Source organism: Desertibacillus haloalkaliphilus (assembly GCF_019039105.1).
Taxonomy (GTDB): Bacteria; Bacillota; Bacilli; order Bacillales; family KJ1-10-99; genus Desertibacillus; species Desertibacillus haloalkaliphilus.
The window spans coordinates 1-15,228 of the sequence record NZ_JAHPIV010000027.1 but is presented as its reverse complement, the minus strand read 5'-3'; the positions used below and the strand labels follow the sequence as shown (position 1 = coordinate 15,228).

General features: G+C 33.6%; 12 protein-coding genes. 3 read left to right on the top strand and 9 right to left on the bottom strand.

Annotation, left to right across the window (positions count from 1 at the left end; genetic code table 11):
- Positions 1-350: 350 nt before the first annotated feature.
- Positions 351-749: a hypothetical protein gene (locus KH400_RS20415; RefSeq protein ID WP_217227795.1), complete on the bottom strand. Its 399-nt coding sequence runs from the start codon at positions 747-749 to the stop codon at positions 351-353.
- A 175-nt stretch (positions 750-924) separates the two neighbouring features.
- Complete coding sequence (locus tag KH400_RS20410; protein ID WP_217227794.1) at positions 925-2,109, bottom strand: DUF6575 domain-containing protein; 1,185 nt, start codon at positions 2,107-2,109, stop codon at positions 925-927.
- A 402-nt stretch (positions 2,110-2,511) separates the two neighbouring features.
- Between KH400_RS20410 and istA the strand changes: the two genes are divergently transcribed.
- Together istA and istB are read left to right on the top strand one after the other, a co-directional pair.
- A complete protein-coding gene (gene istA / locus KH400_RS20405; protein ID WP_217227793.1) occupies positions 2,512-4,020 on the top strand; it encodes an IS21 family transposase in 1,509 nt (502 codons plus the stop codon).
- Entirely contained in the window at positions 4,020-4,745 is a 726-nt protein-coding gene (istB, locus tag KH400_RS20400) for an IS21-like element helper ATPase IstB (protein ID WP_217227791.1), read from the top strand. Before istA ends, istB begins: the two co-directional genes overlap by 1 nt.
- A gap of 23 nt (positions 4,746-4,768) precedes the next feature.
- Here istB and KH400_RS20395 read toward each other — a convergent pair whose 3' ends face one another.
- The 7 genes from KH400_RS20395 to KH400_RS20370 all read right to left on the bottom strand — a co-directional run bounded on the left by KH400_RS20395 (position 4,769) and on the right by KH400_RS20370 (position 14,027).
- Complete coding sequence (locus KH400_RS20395; protein ID WP_217227789.1) at positions 4,769-4,984, bottom strand: hypothetical protein; 216 nt, start codon at positions 4,982-4,984, stop codon at positions 4,769-4,771.
- 223 nt (positions 4,985-5,207) lie between these two features.
- The gene (locus KH400_RS25380; RefSeq protein WP_281418757.1) at positions 5,208-5,336 is read right to left on the bottom strand and encodes a hypothetical protein; all 129 of its coding nucleotides are present in this window, start codon (positions 5,334-5,336) and stop codon (positions 5,208-5,210) included.
- Positions 5,337-5,351: 15 nt separating this feature from the next.
- Positions 5,352-5,570 (bottom strand): YdbC family protein, encoded by a 219-nt coding sequence (locus KH400_RS20390; protein WP_217227788.1) that lies wholly within the window; start codon positions 5,568-5,570, stop codon positions 5,352-5,354.
- A 27-nt stretch (positions 5,571-5,597) separates the two neighbouring features.
- Positions 5,598-8,570 (bottom strand): type I restriction endonuclease subunit R, encoded by a 2,973-nt coding sequence (locus KH400_RS20385; RefSeq protein WP_217227787.1) that lies wholly within the window; start codon positions 8,568-8,570, stop codon positions 5,598-5,600.
- A 35-nt stretch (positions 8,571-8,605) separates the two neighbouring features.
- Positions 8,606-9,907, bottom strand: coding sequence for a restriction endonuclease subunit S (locus KH400_RS20380; RefSeq protein ID WP_217227786.1), 1,302 nt, complete (start codon positions 9,905-9,907; stop codon positions 8,606-8,608).
- Positions 9,904-12,039: a type I restriction-modification system subunit M gene (locus tag KH400_RS20375; RefSeq protein WP_217227785.1), complete on the bottom strand. Its 2,136-nt coding sequence runs from the start codon at positions 12,037-12,039 to the stop codon at positions 9,904-9,906. The genes KH400_RS20380 and KH400_RS20375 overlap by 4 nt, the downstream gene beginning before the upstream one ends.
- Before the next feature lie 89 nt (positions 12,040-12,128).
- Positions 12,129-14,027 carry an N-6 DNA methylase gene (locus KH400_RS20370; protein WP_217227783.1) on the bottom strand — a complete coding sequence of 633 codons (1,899 nt, stop codon included), beginning with the start codon at positions 14,025-14,027 and terminating at the stop codon, positions 12,129-12,131.
- 834 nt (positions 14,028-14,861) lie between these two features.
- Here KH400_RS20370 and KH400_RS20365 point away from each other — a divergent pair.
- On the top strand, positions 14,862-15,167 hold the full coding sequence (locus KH400_RS20365; protein ID WP_217227781.1) for a Mov34/MPN/PAD-1 family protein: 306 nt from the start codon (positions 14,862-14,864) through the stop codon (positions 15,165-15,167).
- Positions 15,168-15,228 lie beyond the last annotated feature (61 nt).

Here is a 15,228-nt window from a genome sequence, read left to right as displayed (position 1 = left end):
AAGTATATAGGACAGTAAGAGTTACGTGTTTTTTTATGCCCAAATTTTCACGAAACCCCAACAAATATTATAGAGCCTAATTAATCGTAACATCAAAAATAAAAAACTCACAAACGTTGATTTAACAACAATCGTGAGTTTCTAAAATTCAATAAAAGTAACGTAATTTAGTTAGAAGTACCGGTGGTCGGGGTCGAACCGACACTCCAGAAGGAACACGATTTTGAGTCGCCAAATATACCATATAGCCCGTTAGGTCAATCATATCAACGATTATAGAAATTATCTTAATTATTTGGTAACACGATTCCTGTTAATTATGCATTTAACTCTCCCTAATCGTCAAGTGATCAACCAATTTTCTTATTAAATTTTACTTGTCCTATTTGCCTATATCTTTGAATAAGTTCAATTTCGTGAACCCTTGCATGCTCTTCTTTTTCGTACTCTCCTACAAAACGGTAATCGAGTTTTCCTGACTTCATCAACCCTACATGTTCCATGTTTCTTCTATTAGTATATCTTCTGCAGCGATACCAGACACCACTCCCTACATAAACAACTTCTCCATTGAGCCAATGTTCGTAGACAATATATTTATTTACTTTTCGTAACTCGTTAGGGTTTAGATCATATTTCTTTATAATATGAATTATTTTTTGAAATGTTGTTCCATATATTTTTGCAATGTCTTGGTTTGTCATTTTATTTGATAAATGCTCTATTAGTTGCATTTTATTTGGTAGCATAAAAAAATCACCTCGTTCTTCTTATATCTAAGAAAAACGAAGTGTAAATCTTAATTACATAAATCCTCATACCTAAATTCAACAAATTGTAGAACTACTATAAAAGTGATTCTTACTATGTAACAAAGAATAATTAGTAAAAAGTTAAAGTAAAATGTTGAATCTATTACAAAATTTATTCATATATTAGTTCCACTAGCTCGTAATCAATATTTTCTTGACCTGTAAAGTCATTTAATTTAATTTTTATATTTAGTTTAACTCTTGCGTCTTTTGGAAGTCTATATTCATCAGTATTAACATTTTCACCAATTAATCCACTTATTGTCTCATCATCATCAGAAATAAACTTAAATGTTTTATTTGTTGTGTCTATTGCGACAATTCTCTCCTGAAAAGTATCTTCTTTAGTATACTCTTTTATTTCAGAATCTAATGCTTTTATACTCTTTTTAATATCGTCAATTGATATATTTATATGTCTATAATTTTCATTTGGAAATGCACAATATGTTTTCACGGAGACATTTTCATTTTTTAATAAGTTTAAAAAGTTTTTATAATGATGGATAACCGAAGGGTTTAAATCCTTTATTATTTCCATTATCTTTTTCGTATTTGATTTTGATTCTAACAAGTTCATAAAAATGGTCAGACTATCTTGTAAATCTGATTCATTTAAAATGTTAGCTAAGTTATTCGATTTCAACCTAAAACCAAATGAAGCAGCAAAATCCCCACTATATATTAGTTTATTTTCTTCTTTTATGTGTTTAGGTACCTTGCCGTTTACACCTTTTTTATGTCCTATTATATTTACAACATTTTGGGTGCTTTCTAATACTTTTCCTAAAAACGCTGCTTCTATCTCATGAACGTGTGATTCACCCATTTCTAAAGATAAATCCAAGAATTCTCTTCTTTCTTTAACAGAGTCTTGTACAATACTATTTCTTTCATCACTCTTTATAGAAAATACTTCTTCACCATAAACATCATATACAATATCTTTATCTGGTAGATCATCCTCATATAATTCGCTTGATTGGATTCTTTTAGCCTTTCCAAACGAATAGTTATTAGCTTGTAAAAATACCTTCCACAAGAAGCCTGTTTCAGGATTTTTAAAAGCATTATATGCTGTTATGCTACCTCTTAAGACTTGTGTGAGACGTGCTTCACTGAGGGGTAAAAACAGCCATTGTTCTTCCTCCTCTAACTCAATACAACTTGCAATATATTGATTACCAATATCATTTTTACAAGTGAATGTTAATGGCTTATCATAATATATTATTTCATCCATAATATAGATATTACCTAACAAATCTATATTCATATAGCTGTTTTCACCCTTCATCACATCTCACCTCACTCTATTTCAAAGTAATTTTCTGGGGAAACATTCTTACATAGCCACCATGTATAATGATTCTTTTGTATCTTAGACGGTGTTGACTTTAATACACCTGTATATTTGTAGGTAATTCCAGAAGCAATATTTTTATACTTCTTCTTTAGAGCTGCATTACCTCTCCAATATTTTTTTATTTCGTCGTATTTGGTATTTACAGATAAACCATATTCTACAAAAGGAAATTTAGGATGTTTATGGAAAACTAAAAATGTAGGTGATGGCGCTCCTTTTATGTAGGCCCCCCACAGGGGGGGCCTACATAAAAAAAGCCACTTGCTAACACCCCCAAAAATTCACTACACTTCCTGTTGGACCCAATAATCTGGCAGGAGGTAGCTTTAGGAGATGTTAGAAGTGGACGAAATTAAGTATATCAGAAATGAAGTTAATTCAAAAGGTTATTCCTATTCGGACGTAGCTAGGAGAACAAATACCGATTACCGCACAGTGAAGAAATATGCGGATCTGGACGAATTCCAACCAGAAATGAAGAGGAAAAAGGCTCAGCCGGCTCCAGTAATGGATCCAGTTAAAGATCTGGTAGACCAATGGTTAAAAGATGATATGAAAAAGAAAAAGAAGTACCGAATGACTGCCAAACGTATTTGGCAATTGCTTAAGAAAGAAGTAGGTTTCCAAGGGGCGGAGCGAACCGTCAGAGAGTATGTCTCTAAACGAAAACAGGAATTACTAGAAGAAAGCGGTGACGCAGCTCTTCCGTTAGAATCAAAACCGGGAGATGCCCAGGTAGACTTTGGAGAAGCCCCATTTAAAGTAAAGGGGAAGGTTGTTGACCTACCGTATCTAGTAATCTCCTTTCCGTACAGTAACGCCTTCATAGTTCAGGTGTTTAAATCTGAGAACCAGGACTGTTTTCTCGAAGGTTTGAAACGTTTCTTCCACTACCTACAGGGGGTGCCAAGAAGGATTCGCTTTGATAATTTATCACCTGCTGTAAAAAAGGTCCTGCCTCAAGGGAAGCGTGAGCTGACGGAAGGCTTCAAGCGCTTTGCTTTACATTATGGATTCGAGTATGAATTTTGTAATCCAGGTGCAGGAAATGAAAAAGGCCACGTTGAGGCGATGGTTAAGTATGTGAGGAATAATTTCTTTCTACCAGAGCGAGCTGTATATCAATGGGATGACTTGAACCGCCGATTGTGGGCAGAAGTGGAAAATGATCGAAACCGACCTCATTACGAAAAGAAAGTAGAGATTGCCAAATTATTTGAAGAGGATAAAGAGGCGCTCATGTATTTACCGCCAAGGGAGTACTCTTGTGTACGCTATGAAACTCTGAAAGCAGATAAATACGGCTATGTTTTAGTAGATACGAAAAGGTATTCTTCTTCGCCTCGTTTTTCTAATCAAAAGGTTTTGGTTGGCATAACATATAACCGTGTGGATATCCTTTCGGATACGTATGAGGTGATTGTAAGCCATGTACGATTGTATGGTGAAGAATCCAAATCAATGAACTGGCAGCCCTATCTGTCCTTAATGGCAAAAAGGCCTACTGCGCTAAAGTACACGGCTTTTTATGATCAACTGCCTGTAAAATGGCAAACCTATCTAGACGATTGTACGCTGGAAGAAAAGAAAAAAGCACTTCAGTTACTTTCGATCCTGTTAAAAGACCATAGTCTGGAAACAGCCAATAAAGCATTAGAGATTGCTTCCGAGAGATGCCATCCTTCTTCGGAGTCCATAAAACAAATCTTCCATCAACTTATCCATGGACGTGGCTATAGGGAGACCATGGATTTGAAGAGCACCGTTCCAATCATGCCGATAGCCAAACGAGGGATGAATCAGTATGATGCCGTCTTCTTTAAAGAAGGGAGGCAGGCCTGATGCAGGGTAAGATCCAAGAGTATGCCAAGCGCTTAAAACTCAGCTGGATTCGTGAACACTATCGAGAGGTACAAGCCGCGAATACAGAAGAATATCTACTGAAGCTTTTTGAAAAAGAAATAGAACAGCGTGAGGAACGAAAGGTCAACCTTTTGTTCAAGGCGGCAACTTTGCCGAACGTATCTGGCAAACCTTTTGATTGGAAGGACATTCAGTTGGGACAGGGCCTGACTCAACAATCTCTATTGGACGGTGATTTTATTGAAGAGAAAGAAAACATGATATTTTACGGAGGTGTCGGTGCGGGAAAGACGTATCTATCCACGCTCATCGGCATCAATGCCATACAAAAGTCTGGAAAACGAGTGAAGTTCTATACGATTGCCTCCCTCGCTAACGAACTATTGGAGGCAAATGAAAAAGGGACACTCAATAAGCTGTTTAAGAAAATCGAGAAGCTTGATCTACTGATACTGGACGAACTGGGCTACATTCCCCTTCACAAACAAGGGGCAGAGCTGCTTTTTCAGGTTATATCACTCTGTTATGAAAAGCGGAGCATCATCATTACTACAAACCTCCAGTTTGGTCAGTGGAACCATGTCTTTGGAGATCCTATTTTGACTGAAGCCGTGGTGGATCGCCTGATTCACCACTCCCATTTAGTGCTCTTTGGAGGAGACAGCAACCGCATGAAAGAGTCATTCCTGTTAAATAGTATGTAAGAAACGAGTGTTAAAATGAGTGGCTACAAAAAGGCTTGCCGTTTTATACATTTTTCTCTTGCCAAATACAATTTAGGATTTCTTGCATCCCGACCCTCTTCAAAAAAAGATTTAAAATCACTGTTACTAATTTTATCCTTTTTTACCAACCTATATACTTTGAGTTCTTTTGGCTCGGCATCATTAGGAGGGCATCCATCCGGGAAAAAGTTAGGATATTCATGTTTTTTTTCACTCAACTTTATTCCCCCTATATATATATTAATCAATATGCAAAAGAATTCGAAAATCATCATTTTTATATTTTTACATTATTTTACCAAAACTAATACTAGATTAGTAGTATATTCACTGAAATAAAAAAATTATTATTTACCTCTTCCACCTATTCAAGTTAATAGATACTAATAGTAATTTATAGAAGAATAGCAAAACCACTATAAATTCTATAAAGTTTATTTCTTATTTCAAAAAAAAAAGACAGCATTTAAGCTGTCCCTTTTGATAGCATTTCAAGATGATTAAACTTACTTTTATTCCTAGAAGTTCGTGGCTATATTTTTTTGTGACATCTACTACTTTTTCAGCCATTTAATTCCTCCTAGTTTATTTCAATTCGCTTAATACTTCTATTAACTTATCTAGCTCATCTTTCGTTAATGTAACTCCCTTACCCATCTTTTCATGATTTGGAGCCCAATCCCTAAGATCGTATTTAGGTTCCCGACCATTCCAGCTAATAAGATTTAACTCTTTGGTCCATCCTTTTGATGATTCTGAAAGGACAGCTACTGTTTCTTTGATTTCATATTTCAATTCTGCCATGTCAGACCTCCTAGCAGTTTATTAGTTTTAGTTGTCAATTCTAGGACTATCATTAAATGGTTCACCCTCTGGATTATAGGTTACTGTGAATACCATGTCTGATAACCATTTTTTGAATGAATCATTATCATTATACTGTTTAAAGATTTCCATATTATCAGACATAAGGTTCATTACAGCTCTACCTAGTGCCTTTTCACTCTCAATCCTAGCGTTCTGCTTGTCTGAATTCTTCATTGCATTTTGGTAATCCTTATCTTTCGAAACAACTTCAGGAATAGAAGCAATATATCTTTTTACTTGGTCCTCATCATTCCATTGAACATTACCAAAAAGATCATGAAAACTTGTAAGAATATTACTTAATAAGTCAACCTCCGGGTCAGTTTTTCCACCGCCGCCAGATGTCGGAGCTGGATCAATTTCATACTCTGGTGAATCTTCTAGTACTATAGACATTTTCGTTTGAGCCTCAGCCCTATAACTGTCTAAATCAATCGCTTCAAGGACACCTTTAGATAAATCTTCCTCTTTCGGTGTAGGTAGTTTAGAAATTAGGAAATTTAAAAATATCGATAACTTTTCCCAATCTGTATTACCATACGTTAGTATAGATGCTAAAAAGCCATAAGTTCGTGTAAATGCCTTTGCTTTGCTTTTAAAATCTACTTGTTCATCTTCATCAAGTTCTTCTTCATAATTTTTAACACATACATCCAAAATCGGATCAAGTTTATCACGCTCTGCTCCATCTATATAAAGCTGCACTAAATTGTCTATATGATGATCTGTAAATACGTGATATCCCCTAATGTCACTTTCTAAATCATTCAACTTATCAGGATCTGTTTCGTCAGATAAAATAGTAGTTTGATAATATTTCGAAAAGGAATCTTGAATAGTTTCTGTCTCATTAACAAAATCCAAAACAAAAGTATCATACTTTTGTGGGTGTGCTCTATTCAACCTAGATAATGTCTGAACTGCTTTTATATCCGTTAAAACTTTATCAACATACATGGTATGAAGAAGTGGCTCATCATACCCTGTTTGAAATTTATTAGCAACGACTAATATCCTATAAGGATCTTTCTTAAACTTCTTCTCTATCTCATTACTAGGAAAACTGTTAATCGAGCTTTCGGTTAGTTTCTTACCTCCGAACTCCTTTTCACCAGAGAAAGCAACAATTGCTTTGTACTGACTCTTTCTCTTTCCTAGATAATCAGTTATTGCATAATAATATTGTATAGCCCTTTCGATACTGCTAGTAACTACCATCGCTCTAGCCTGTCCACCGATTTTTCCTTTTGCAATTACCTGTTCATGGAAGTGGTCTACCATAATTTCAGCTTTTTTACTTATAGCTTTTTCATTTCCTTCTACATACTTTCTAAGCTTCTTTTGAGCTTTCTTCTTATCAAACATTGGGTCATCTTCTACAACCTTAACAAGCTTGTAATAACTCTTTATTGGTGTATAGTTTCTTAAAACATCAACAATAAAACCTTCTTGAATTGCCTGTTTCATCGTATATACATGGAAAGGTTTATGTTTTACCTTCCCATCAGATGGATAAGGAACACCAAACATCTCTAAAGTTTTATTTTTAGGTGTTGCAGTAAATGCAAAATAGCTTGCATTAGTTATCATCTTCCTGCCCTCAATCATCTTAACTATCTTATCCTCAAAAGTCTCATCATCATTTTCCTCGTAGTTTTCTGATAAAGCTATATTCATCTTGGCAGACATACTCCCACTTTGACTAGAATGAGCTTCATCAATGATAATAGCAAAGTTACTTTTTCTATGCTGATTGCCAATGTCGTCAAGAATAAAAGGGAATTTATGCACAATAGTAACAATAATCTTCTTACCATCTTGGAGTAACTTTTTTAAATCTCCAGAACTTTCAGCATGCCCTACAGTATTAGAGACTTGCATAAAGTTCTTTATAGTATTTTTAATTTGCTTATCTAGGTTAACTCTATCTGTTACTACAATGACAGAATCAAAGATATCTTTGCCATCTTTCTGTAATGCAACAAGTTGATGACTAAGCCAAGCAATTGAATTGGATTTTCCACTACCTGCACTATGTTGAATAAGATACTTTTGCCCTACACCTTTTTCTCCGACATGAGCTAATAAAGATTTTACTGCAGATAATTGATGATATCGGGGAAATATTTGAGTTCGCTTTTTCTTCTTAGTTTCAGTATCTTTTTCCTCAACAATCTGGGAATAATTTTCTATAATATTAGTAAGTTCGTCTTTTACTAATATCTGTTTCCAAAGATAATCAGTTTTTATTCCGTCTGGATTAGGTGGATTTCCTGCTCCATTGTTATACCCCTTATTAAAGGGGAGAAACCAAGATTTCTTCCCATCAAGCTTGGTACACATTTTCACTTCATTTTCATCAACTGCAAAGTGAACCATACATCTACCAAAATTAAATAATAATTCTCTTGGGTCCCTATCAGTTTTATATTGATATACTGCATCTTCAACATTTTGTTTTGTTAACCTATTTTTTAACTCGCATGTGATTATAGGTAATCCGTTAATAAATATTGCAAAATCAAGTGCGAGTTTGGAATTGTCTTTAGAATAATTTAACTGTCTTGTAACGCTAAAAATATTCTTATTGTATAATTCTTTCGCTTTTTTATTTGCTTCTGAAGGTGTTAGATAAAATAAATCCAAAGTTACAGGGTAAATTTTAACACCACTTCTTAGCACTTCGATAACACCGTTTTTTGTAATTTCCCCTTGTAACCGATTCAAGAATTTAGTCTTGTTTATTTCACTTTTGTAAACCCCTAATTTTTCAAGTTTGTCTGGTTGAGTGTCTTTTAAGAATCTTAACAAACGCGTTTCATCTATTGCATAATCTTTGTTGTAATCTTTACTGGTTCCATATTCATAACCATTATTTTTAACAAGATAATTTACAATAAGTGTTTCTAGTCCGGATTCTTTGGTGTTAGTTGACATTAAGCATCACACTCCTAACCTCTTTTATTCCACACCTACATTTGGTTGTCTAATTTAATACCTGATACATTAACTTGACCAGTTACGACATCTGAAATAAGACGACTGCGATATTCTGTTATTAGTTTAATTTCATTTTCTATTTTGGATATCGTTTTATTAATACGAGACAATTGATTATTGATATAATCAACTATTTTGTCTTGTTCTTCTTTCGGAGGTACTATATAAACTAAGTTAGCCACTTTATTCCACCGTAGATCACAAGAACGTTCTCTTATTCCGGTAGCTAAAGCTAAGAAAACATCATTCATAGCTAACATTCGCAAATAAAATGTTATATACTCTAAGTTTAAGTCAACTATATTTGTGCAAACATTATAAACTGGAGAACATTTACCCTTATCTTTTGAAATTCCAATGGCTCCTGCAAAGCCGTCCATACCGTGTATTACTAAGTCCCCTTTTTCAACACCTTGATAACCAATTTCTTTAAATGAAACAGTGAATCCGTCTTCTCTACGCTTACTCCTTAACACAACCTCGCCATCTCTAAAGCAAGTTACAACCTCATCATTATCAGATATACCTCTGTCAAGTTTTCGTAAAATCTGCTTTCCACGTTTTAAATCCCAATTTTCTGGTATTTCACCAATCCACTTTATTCCACTTGGTTTCATTTTCACTTCAGGATTTAGCCCTTTAGTAATTACATCATTTATCAAAGTTATTTTTTGTTCTTTTAGAGTTTGTATTAATTTAGTTTTTATTTTAATAAATCTATCTATTTTAGATGTTTTAAAATTTAGAAATTCAGCAATCTTTTTCTGCTCTTTTTCAGGTGGTATTGGTACTATTGCTCTTTTTAATGACGGATAATAAATATTTCTTTGAATACTTCCTACTCCTTTAGATGAAAGAGCAAATTGATTTACCATAACAGAGTCCCTAAACAAATAGTTACCAAATTCCGGTTCGATGAGTTTAGACAAATCAAATACATAGTACGCTGGACTTACTATTCCTTGATGACTTGATACTCCGACTGATCCACGCCAAGCCTGTTGATTGTTTAACACAAGATTTCCAGGTTCCACCAATTGATAATTTGTTAAGTCTTGGCTTGGTTTATGAACTTGAACACCTTTGGTTTCATTATATTTAATTACACCTCTATCTAAGAATACAGATAACAAATCTTCATTAACCTTATTAGTGACTGACTTAATGTTGGCAATAGCAAAGAACGGGTATTCCATCCAATCAAAGGGAATATGCGTATTATAAGGAATTTTTGAATATTTATATTTGTTATATGGTTTTAATTTATTATTCACCTTACTCCCCCCCCAATGATATCTAATAGTAACCCTTCAGTTTCTTTTTCAAGTGATTTAATTTCACTTTCTATTTCATCTAAAGTTCTTCTTTTTACTGGTTGATAAAAATGTTTTGTGAAACTTATTTCGTATCCAATTTCCGTTTTACTTTTCTCTATCCATGCATCAGGTGCATATGTTAACACTTCTTCTTTAAAAAACTGTTCAATTCCACCTTCATATAACAATGGTATTTGCTCTGAATCCCTAAGGTCACTATCAGCCTCATATTCCACAAAACGCTGGCTTCCATCTATTGAAGTTGTAAATATTCCATATAGACTACTTTCTAAGGATTTTTCTTGCTTGTGTATTTTTTTTATAACCTTTTCAGCAGTTTCATCTACTTGAGCTAAATTATTTTTAATAAAATTCAACTTTTTGACATTTAATTTTATGTTTAAGCTCTTTGCTTTTTTTGATAACTCTTTTAAGAAAAGGTTATAATCTTTCAAAATAGTGTACTGAAATTTATTAGCTAGTTGTTCTATCACTGGAACCAAAGTCTCTTCTTTCTGCTCCTGACATTTCAAAGTAAATTTTTGAATAATTTCTTTTGAAAAATTCACGCTTAAACGTAAAGGTCTTTCGACAGTAATCTTATGGTATCCAAACTCTCTATTATCAAAAATCTTTGAATACTCTCCTTGTTCAAACTTAATTAGCAAATCTGAGATCTTCTTCCGGATTTCTTGAGTCAATTCACTACTTTTATTACCCAAATGCTTCCTAAGAGGACTCTTTAGCTCCGTTGCATTAATTAACTGGACTTTACCCTTTCGATGAGATGCCTTTCTATTTGTCACAACCCAAATATATGTGTATATCCCTGTGTTGTAAAACATATTTTCAGGCAATGCTATTATGGCTTCAAGCCAATCATTTTCTATAATATATCTTCTTAAATTACTTTCACCTGAACCTGCATCCCCAGTAAATAAAGAAGATCCGTTATGAACTTCAACAATACGGCTTCCCAATTCAGTATCATGTTTCATTTTACTGAGCTTATTAGCAAGGAATAACATTTGTCCATCACTAGAACGTGGAACCATTTTAAATTCAGATTCTCCATCGTGATTCACAATAAAGCGTGGATCGGATATGTTCTTTTTCCCACCTAGACGGTCTAAATCGGTCTTCCAACTCTTACCATAAGGAGGATTCGATAACATAAAATCAAAGTTATAAGTCGGAAATCCATCATTGGATAAAGTAGAACCAAATGCCACATTATCATTTTGTAGTGACTCACCCTTAATAAGTAAATCGGCTTGTGTAATTGCATAGGTTTCTGGATTTATTTCTTGTCCATACAAATAGGTTGTAATGTTTTTATCATGCTCATTTGCTAATTCTTGTAATCTTTCATCAGCGACTGTTAACATCCCTCCAGTTCCACATGCACCATCATAAATAATGTATGGTGCATCTTTGATTTTATCTTCTATTGGTAAGAATGTAATGTCAGCCATTAGCTCTACTACATCACGAGGTGTGAAGTGCTCCCCAGCTTCTTCATTATTTTCTTCGTTAAATCTACGTATTAGCTCTTCAAAGATAACTCCCATTGTATGGTTATTTAGTCCCGGAAGCCTCACATCCCCATTATCATCAAATACGGGTTTTGGACTCAGATTAATTGTAGGACTAACAAACTTTTCTATTACTGCACCTAGTATATCAGCTTCCACCATAGTGTCGATTTGATTTCGAAACCTAAACTTTTCTAGTATTTCCTGAACATTTGGTGAGAATCCGTCAAGATATTCAATAAAGTCAGCTTTCAACTGTTGCTGTTTCGATCTTGATTTTAAATCTTTTAACGTAAAAGGAGACGAGTTTACAAAAGATTGGCTCGCCACATTACAAAGCGCTTCAGTCTGATTTACTATATCAGCTGCATCCAATTTTTCTTTCATTTCTAGTACCGCATCTTTAGTAGGTTCAAGGACAGCATCCAATCTTCGAATTACAGTCATTGGTAAAATAACATCCCTATACTTTCCACGTACATATACATCTCGTAGGCAATCATCAGCAATTCCCCATATGAAACTCACAATTTGATTATAGGTATTATTATCCATTTTTGTTCCTCCAAAATTTTTTTGTATTATTATATTCTATCATAGTACTTCTATTTTAAGTGATAGCACTCATGCAATTACCAGTATTTTTACAAATTTATAGTTTTACTAATCCCCATCAATTTATACTGCTTTAGATATGCACATTTCCGATCTTCTTCAGCCTTTCTTATTGCCTCAGAATACAATTGGTCAGTTTTTCGAAAAGACTCTCCTATTAACTTCTGTTCCTCAATAGAAGGTATTGGAATTAGAATATTTTCGAACTCTTTCATAGCCAAAACTTTTACTGCTGAACCTTTTTGGATTGATAGAAGATGATATTGCCCTAAAGGACTTTCTAAATACCCTTTTATATAATAAGAATTTATGTCCACCTTAGGCCTTAAAGCAATGAAATTATGAGATAGCACAATATCTTCTTCTAATTTTGGTACAATAGCAATTTTCACAGTAGCACCTCTAGAAGAGATTAGAACATCCCCTTCTTGAATAAAATACTGCTCAGCTTTTTTCTTATCTTTAATTTTCAACTTTTGAAGTGAATCCACCTGAATCTGACCATCTTGAACATCGGTTAATTGAATCACTTTATAGTCCTCTCCAGACGAATCTTCACTACCTTTTCTTGGCATATTCATCCCCCGATATATAGAAGCAATATCATTTAGAGTTTTTTTGGGTACAGATGATTCTTTAAATTCCTTACTATTTACAGTGAAAGTACCAATTGCAGAATCTACCTGATCAACATCGAAATACCTTGGGATAGTAAGTACATCATCCTCTAGATTCTCTAGTTTAACAAAACGACTGTAGGATTCTAATTCAATACCCTCATGGTAAAACTCCTTGATTTTCTCAATATCCTTATTTCTCAGCTCGTTTCGACCACGTCCCTTTTTAAATTCCTCCGATGCATCAAAAAAGAAGATTTTACCCTTTCTTTCTTTTTCTTTCTTTTTATTAATAATAAGAATTGCTACTGGAATCCCTGTATTTGAAAATAAATTAGATGGTAATCCAATTACAGCTTCTATCAAGTCAGCTTTAATAATATTCTCACGAATCTTACCTTCAGCTCCTCCTCGAAATAACACACCATGTGGAACAATTAGTGCTGCTTTTCCATTTTCCGAAAGTGATGCAATTGCATGAGATACAAAAGCCATATCAGCATTTGTATCACTAGGTAAGCCATATATAAAACGACCATAAAGCTCGTTTTCTACTTCTTTACGTCCCCACTTCTTTATCGAAAATGGAAAATTCATCAAAATATAATCAAATTTCTTAATACCGTGACCTTCTTTAAATATTGGATCTAATAGTGTATTTCCTAATTGATAATCAAAATTACGGATACCATTAACAAATAGGTTTAAGCGTCCAATAGCCCATGCTTTTTTATTTATTTCTTGACCATAAAGTTTAACTTCACTATCTTTATGGGTTGCATACTCATAGGCTTCTTGCAATAACAATGCCGAACCAGCTGTTCCATCATAAACACTTCCTGAACGTATATCTAATAATTGAGGGATTAACTCTGTAATTGAAGGCGGAGATATATGCTCTCCTCCTCGCATTCCTTGCAACTCCATTTGGCGATACAATATCTGCTTAAAAACCAATCCAAGCTCGTTTTTGTCTGGTAAAGAGTATCTATTTAATGTTGTTATAAATTTATATAAAACTGTATCAGGTATCTCAGTAAAATCAAGAAAAGTAAATGCTCCCTCTAGAACTGGAAAGGACTTCTCTACCTCTTTTGTTGCTTTTTGAAGCCTTGCACTTATTCCATAGCCACTTTGAATTATATTACTCCATAGATATTCATCATGAATTGTAGATTCATGTCTAATCTGTTCTGAATACATAAGGGTAATACTTACTAATGATAGGTCGAAACCTGTTTCGCTAAATAGTTCCCCTCGTATTACATCTAATCCTTCCCAAACAGCACTTATAAATTGAGTACTACCCACAAAAACCAACTCCTTATTCACATTATTTACAAAAGTAATCAAATTACTTTTTAAAATCCCTTTTAAAAATTCCCCTCTTTCAGGGGCATCATTTAAACTATTAGGTATATAAAAAGTTTTTTAACACTTTCCATAACTATTCCTAGTATTCAATCAAACCATGGTTATAAAGATAATCGTCTTCTTTGTCCATAATCCTATATATCAATAACTTAGAATAACCAGTATTTTGAAATATATAATTGACCAAATCATCAATATTTATACTCTGTGTGACACTATTTTGGTTTTCTGGCTTTTCACATGCAATACTTTTGTCTTCCAAAAAGTTCAATTCTTTATCCAAAACCTCACTGACTATTGAAGGCTTACTCCTAATTGTTTTGCTATATATTTCTCCATATGATCAACATCAATGACAACTTCTTCTTCGTTACGTTCCATTTTTTACACCTCCAGAGTTGTTACTTAACTTTAATTTGTTAACTACAATATAGCAAAGTAAAAACAAAACGTCAATAAATTTTATTAATTATTTTTAAAAGTAATTAAATTACTTTTATCAAAAATAACTTCCTATATATAATGTTTAGTATCGCCTCTCCCTTTAGAAAAAAAGATTAATTCAATGTAAATAACTGGGGAAGTTGCATTCACACACATGGTCCCAAAACTCGAAAAACCCGTGAAATAACATTTACATATTTGGTAATTTTTATATAAAGATTCGAGCATTTTAACGTCCTTTAAAAAAACATGTACGCAAACAAATGTTCTGTATATTATTAATAATGAGACATTTAATTGTTGATTTTAAGGAGCTGAGAGGAACAAATGAAACGGCATTATGATATAGCTCAAGAAGAGTTAAGTTTTTATGGAAATGATAGTACTAGCCTACAAAATATTTTAGCAATATTAATTGGCCCTAAAGCGGACCCTACCGTCACAGGTCAATTAGCAAGTTTAGGTGTTTATAGATTAGCTGATTTAAATATGGAGGAATTAAAAAGGTTTAATGGAGTTGGAGATATAGCTGCTAAAAGAATTGCTTCTGCTTTCGGATTAGCCAACCATATAAGAAAATATAAGAAGGAAGAAGACTATATTATTCGTAGCCCTGATGTAACCGTCAAGTAGAATTAAACAATTTTCCACAAATAACTTCAAACAACTTTCCACAATTAAGATTCAACAGTTT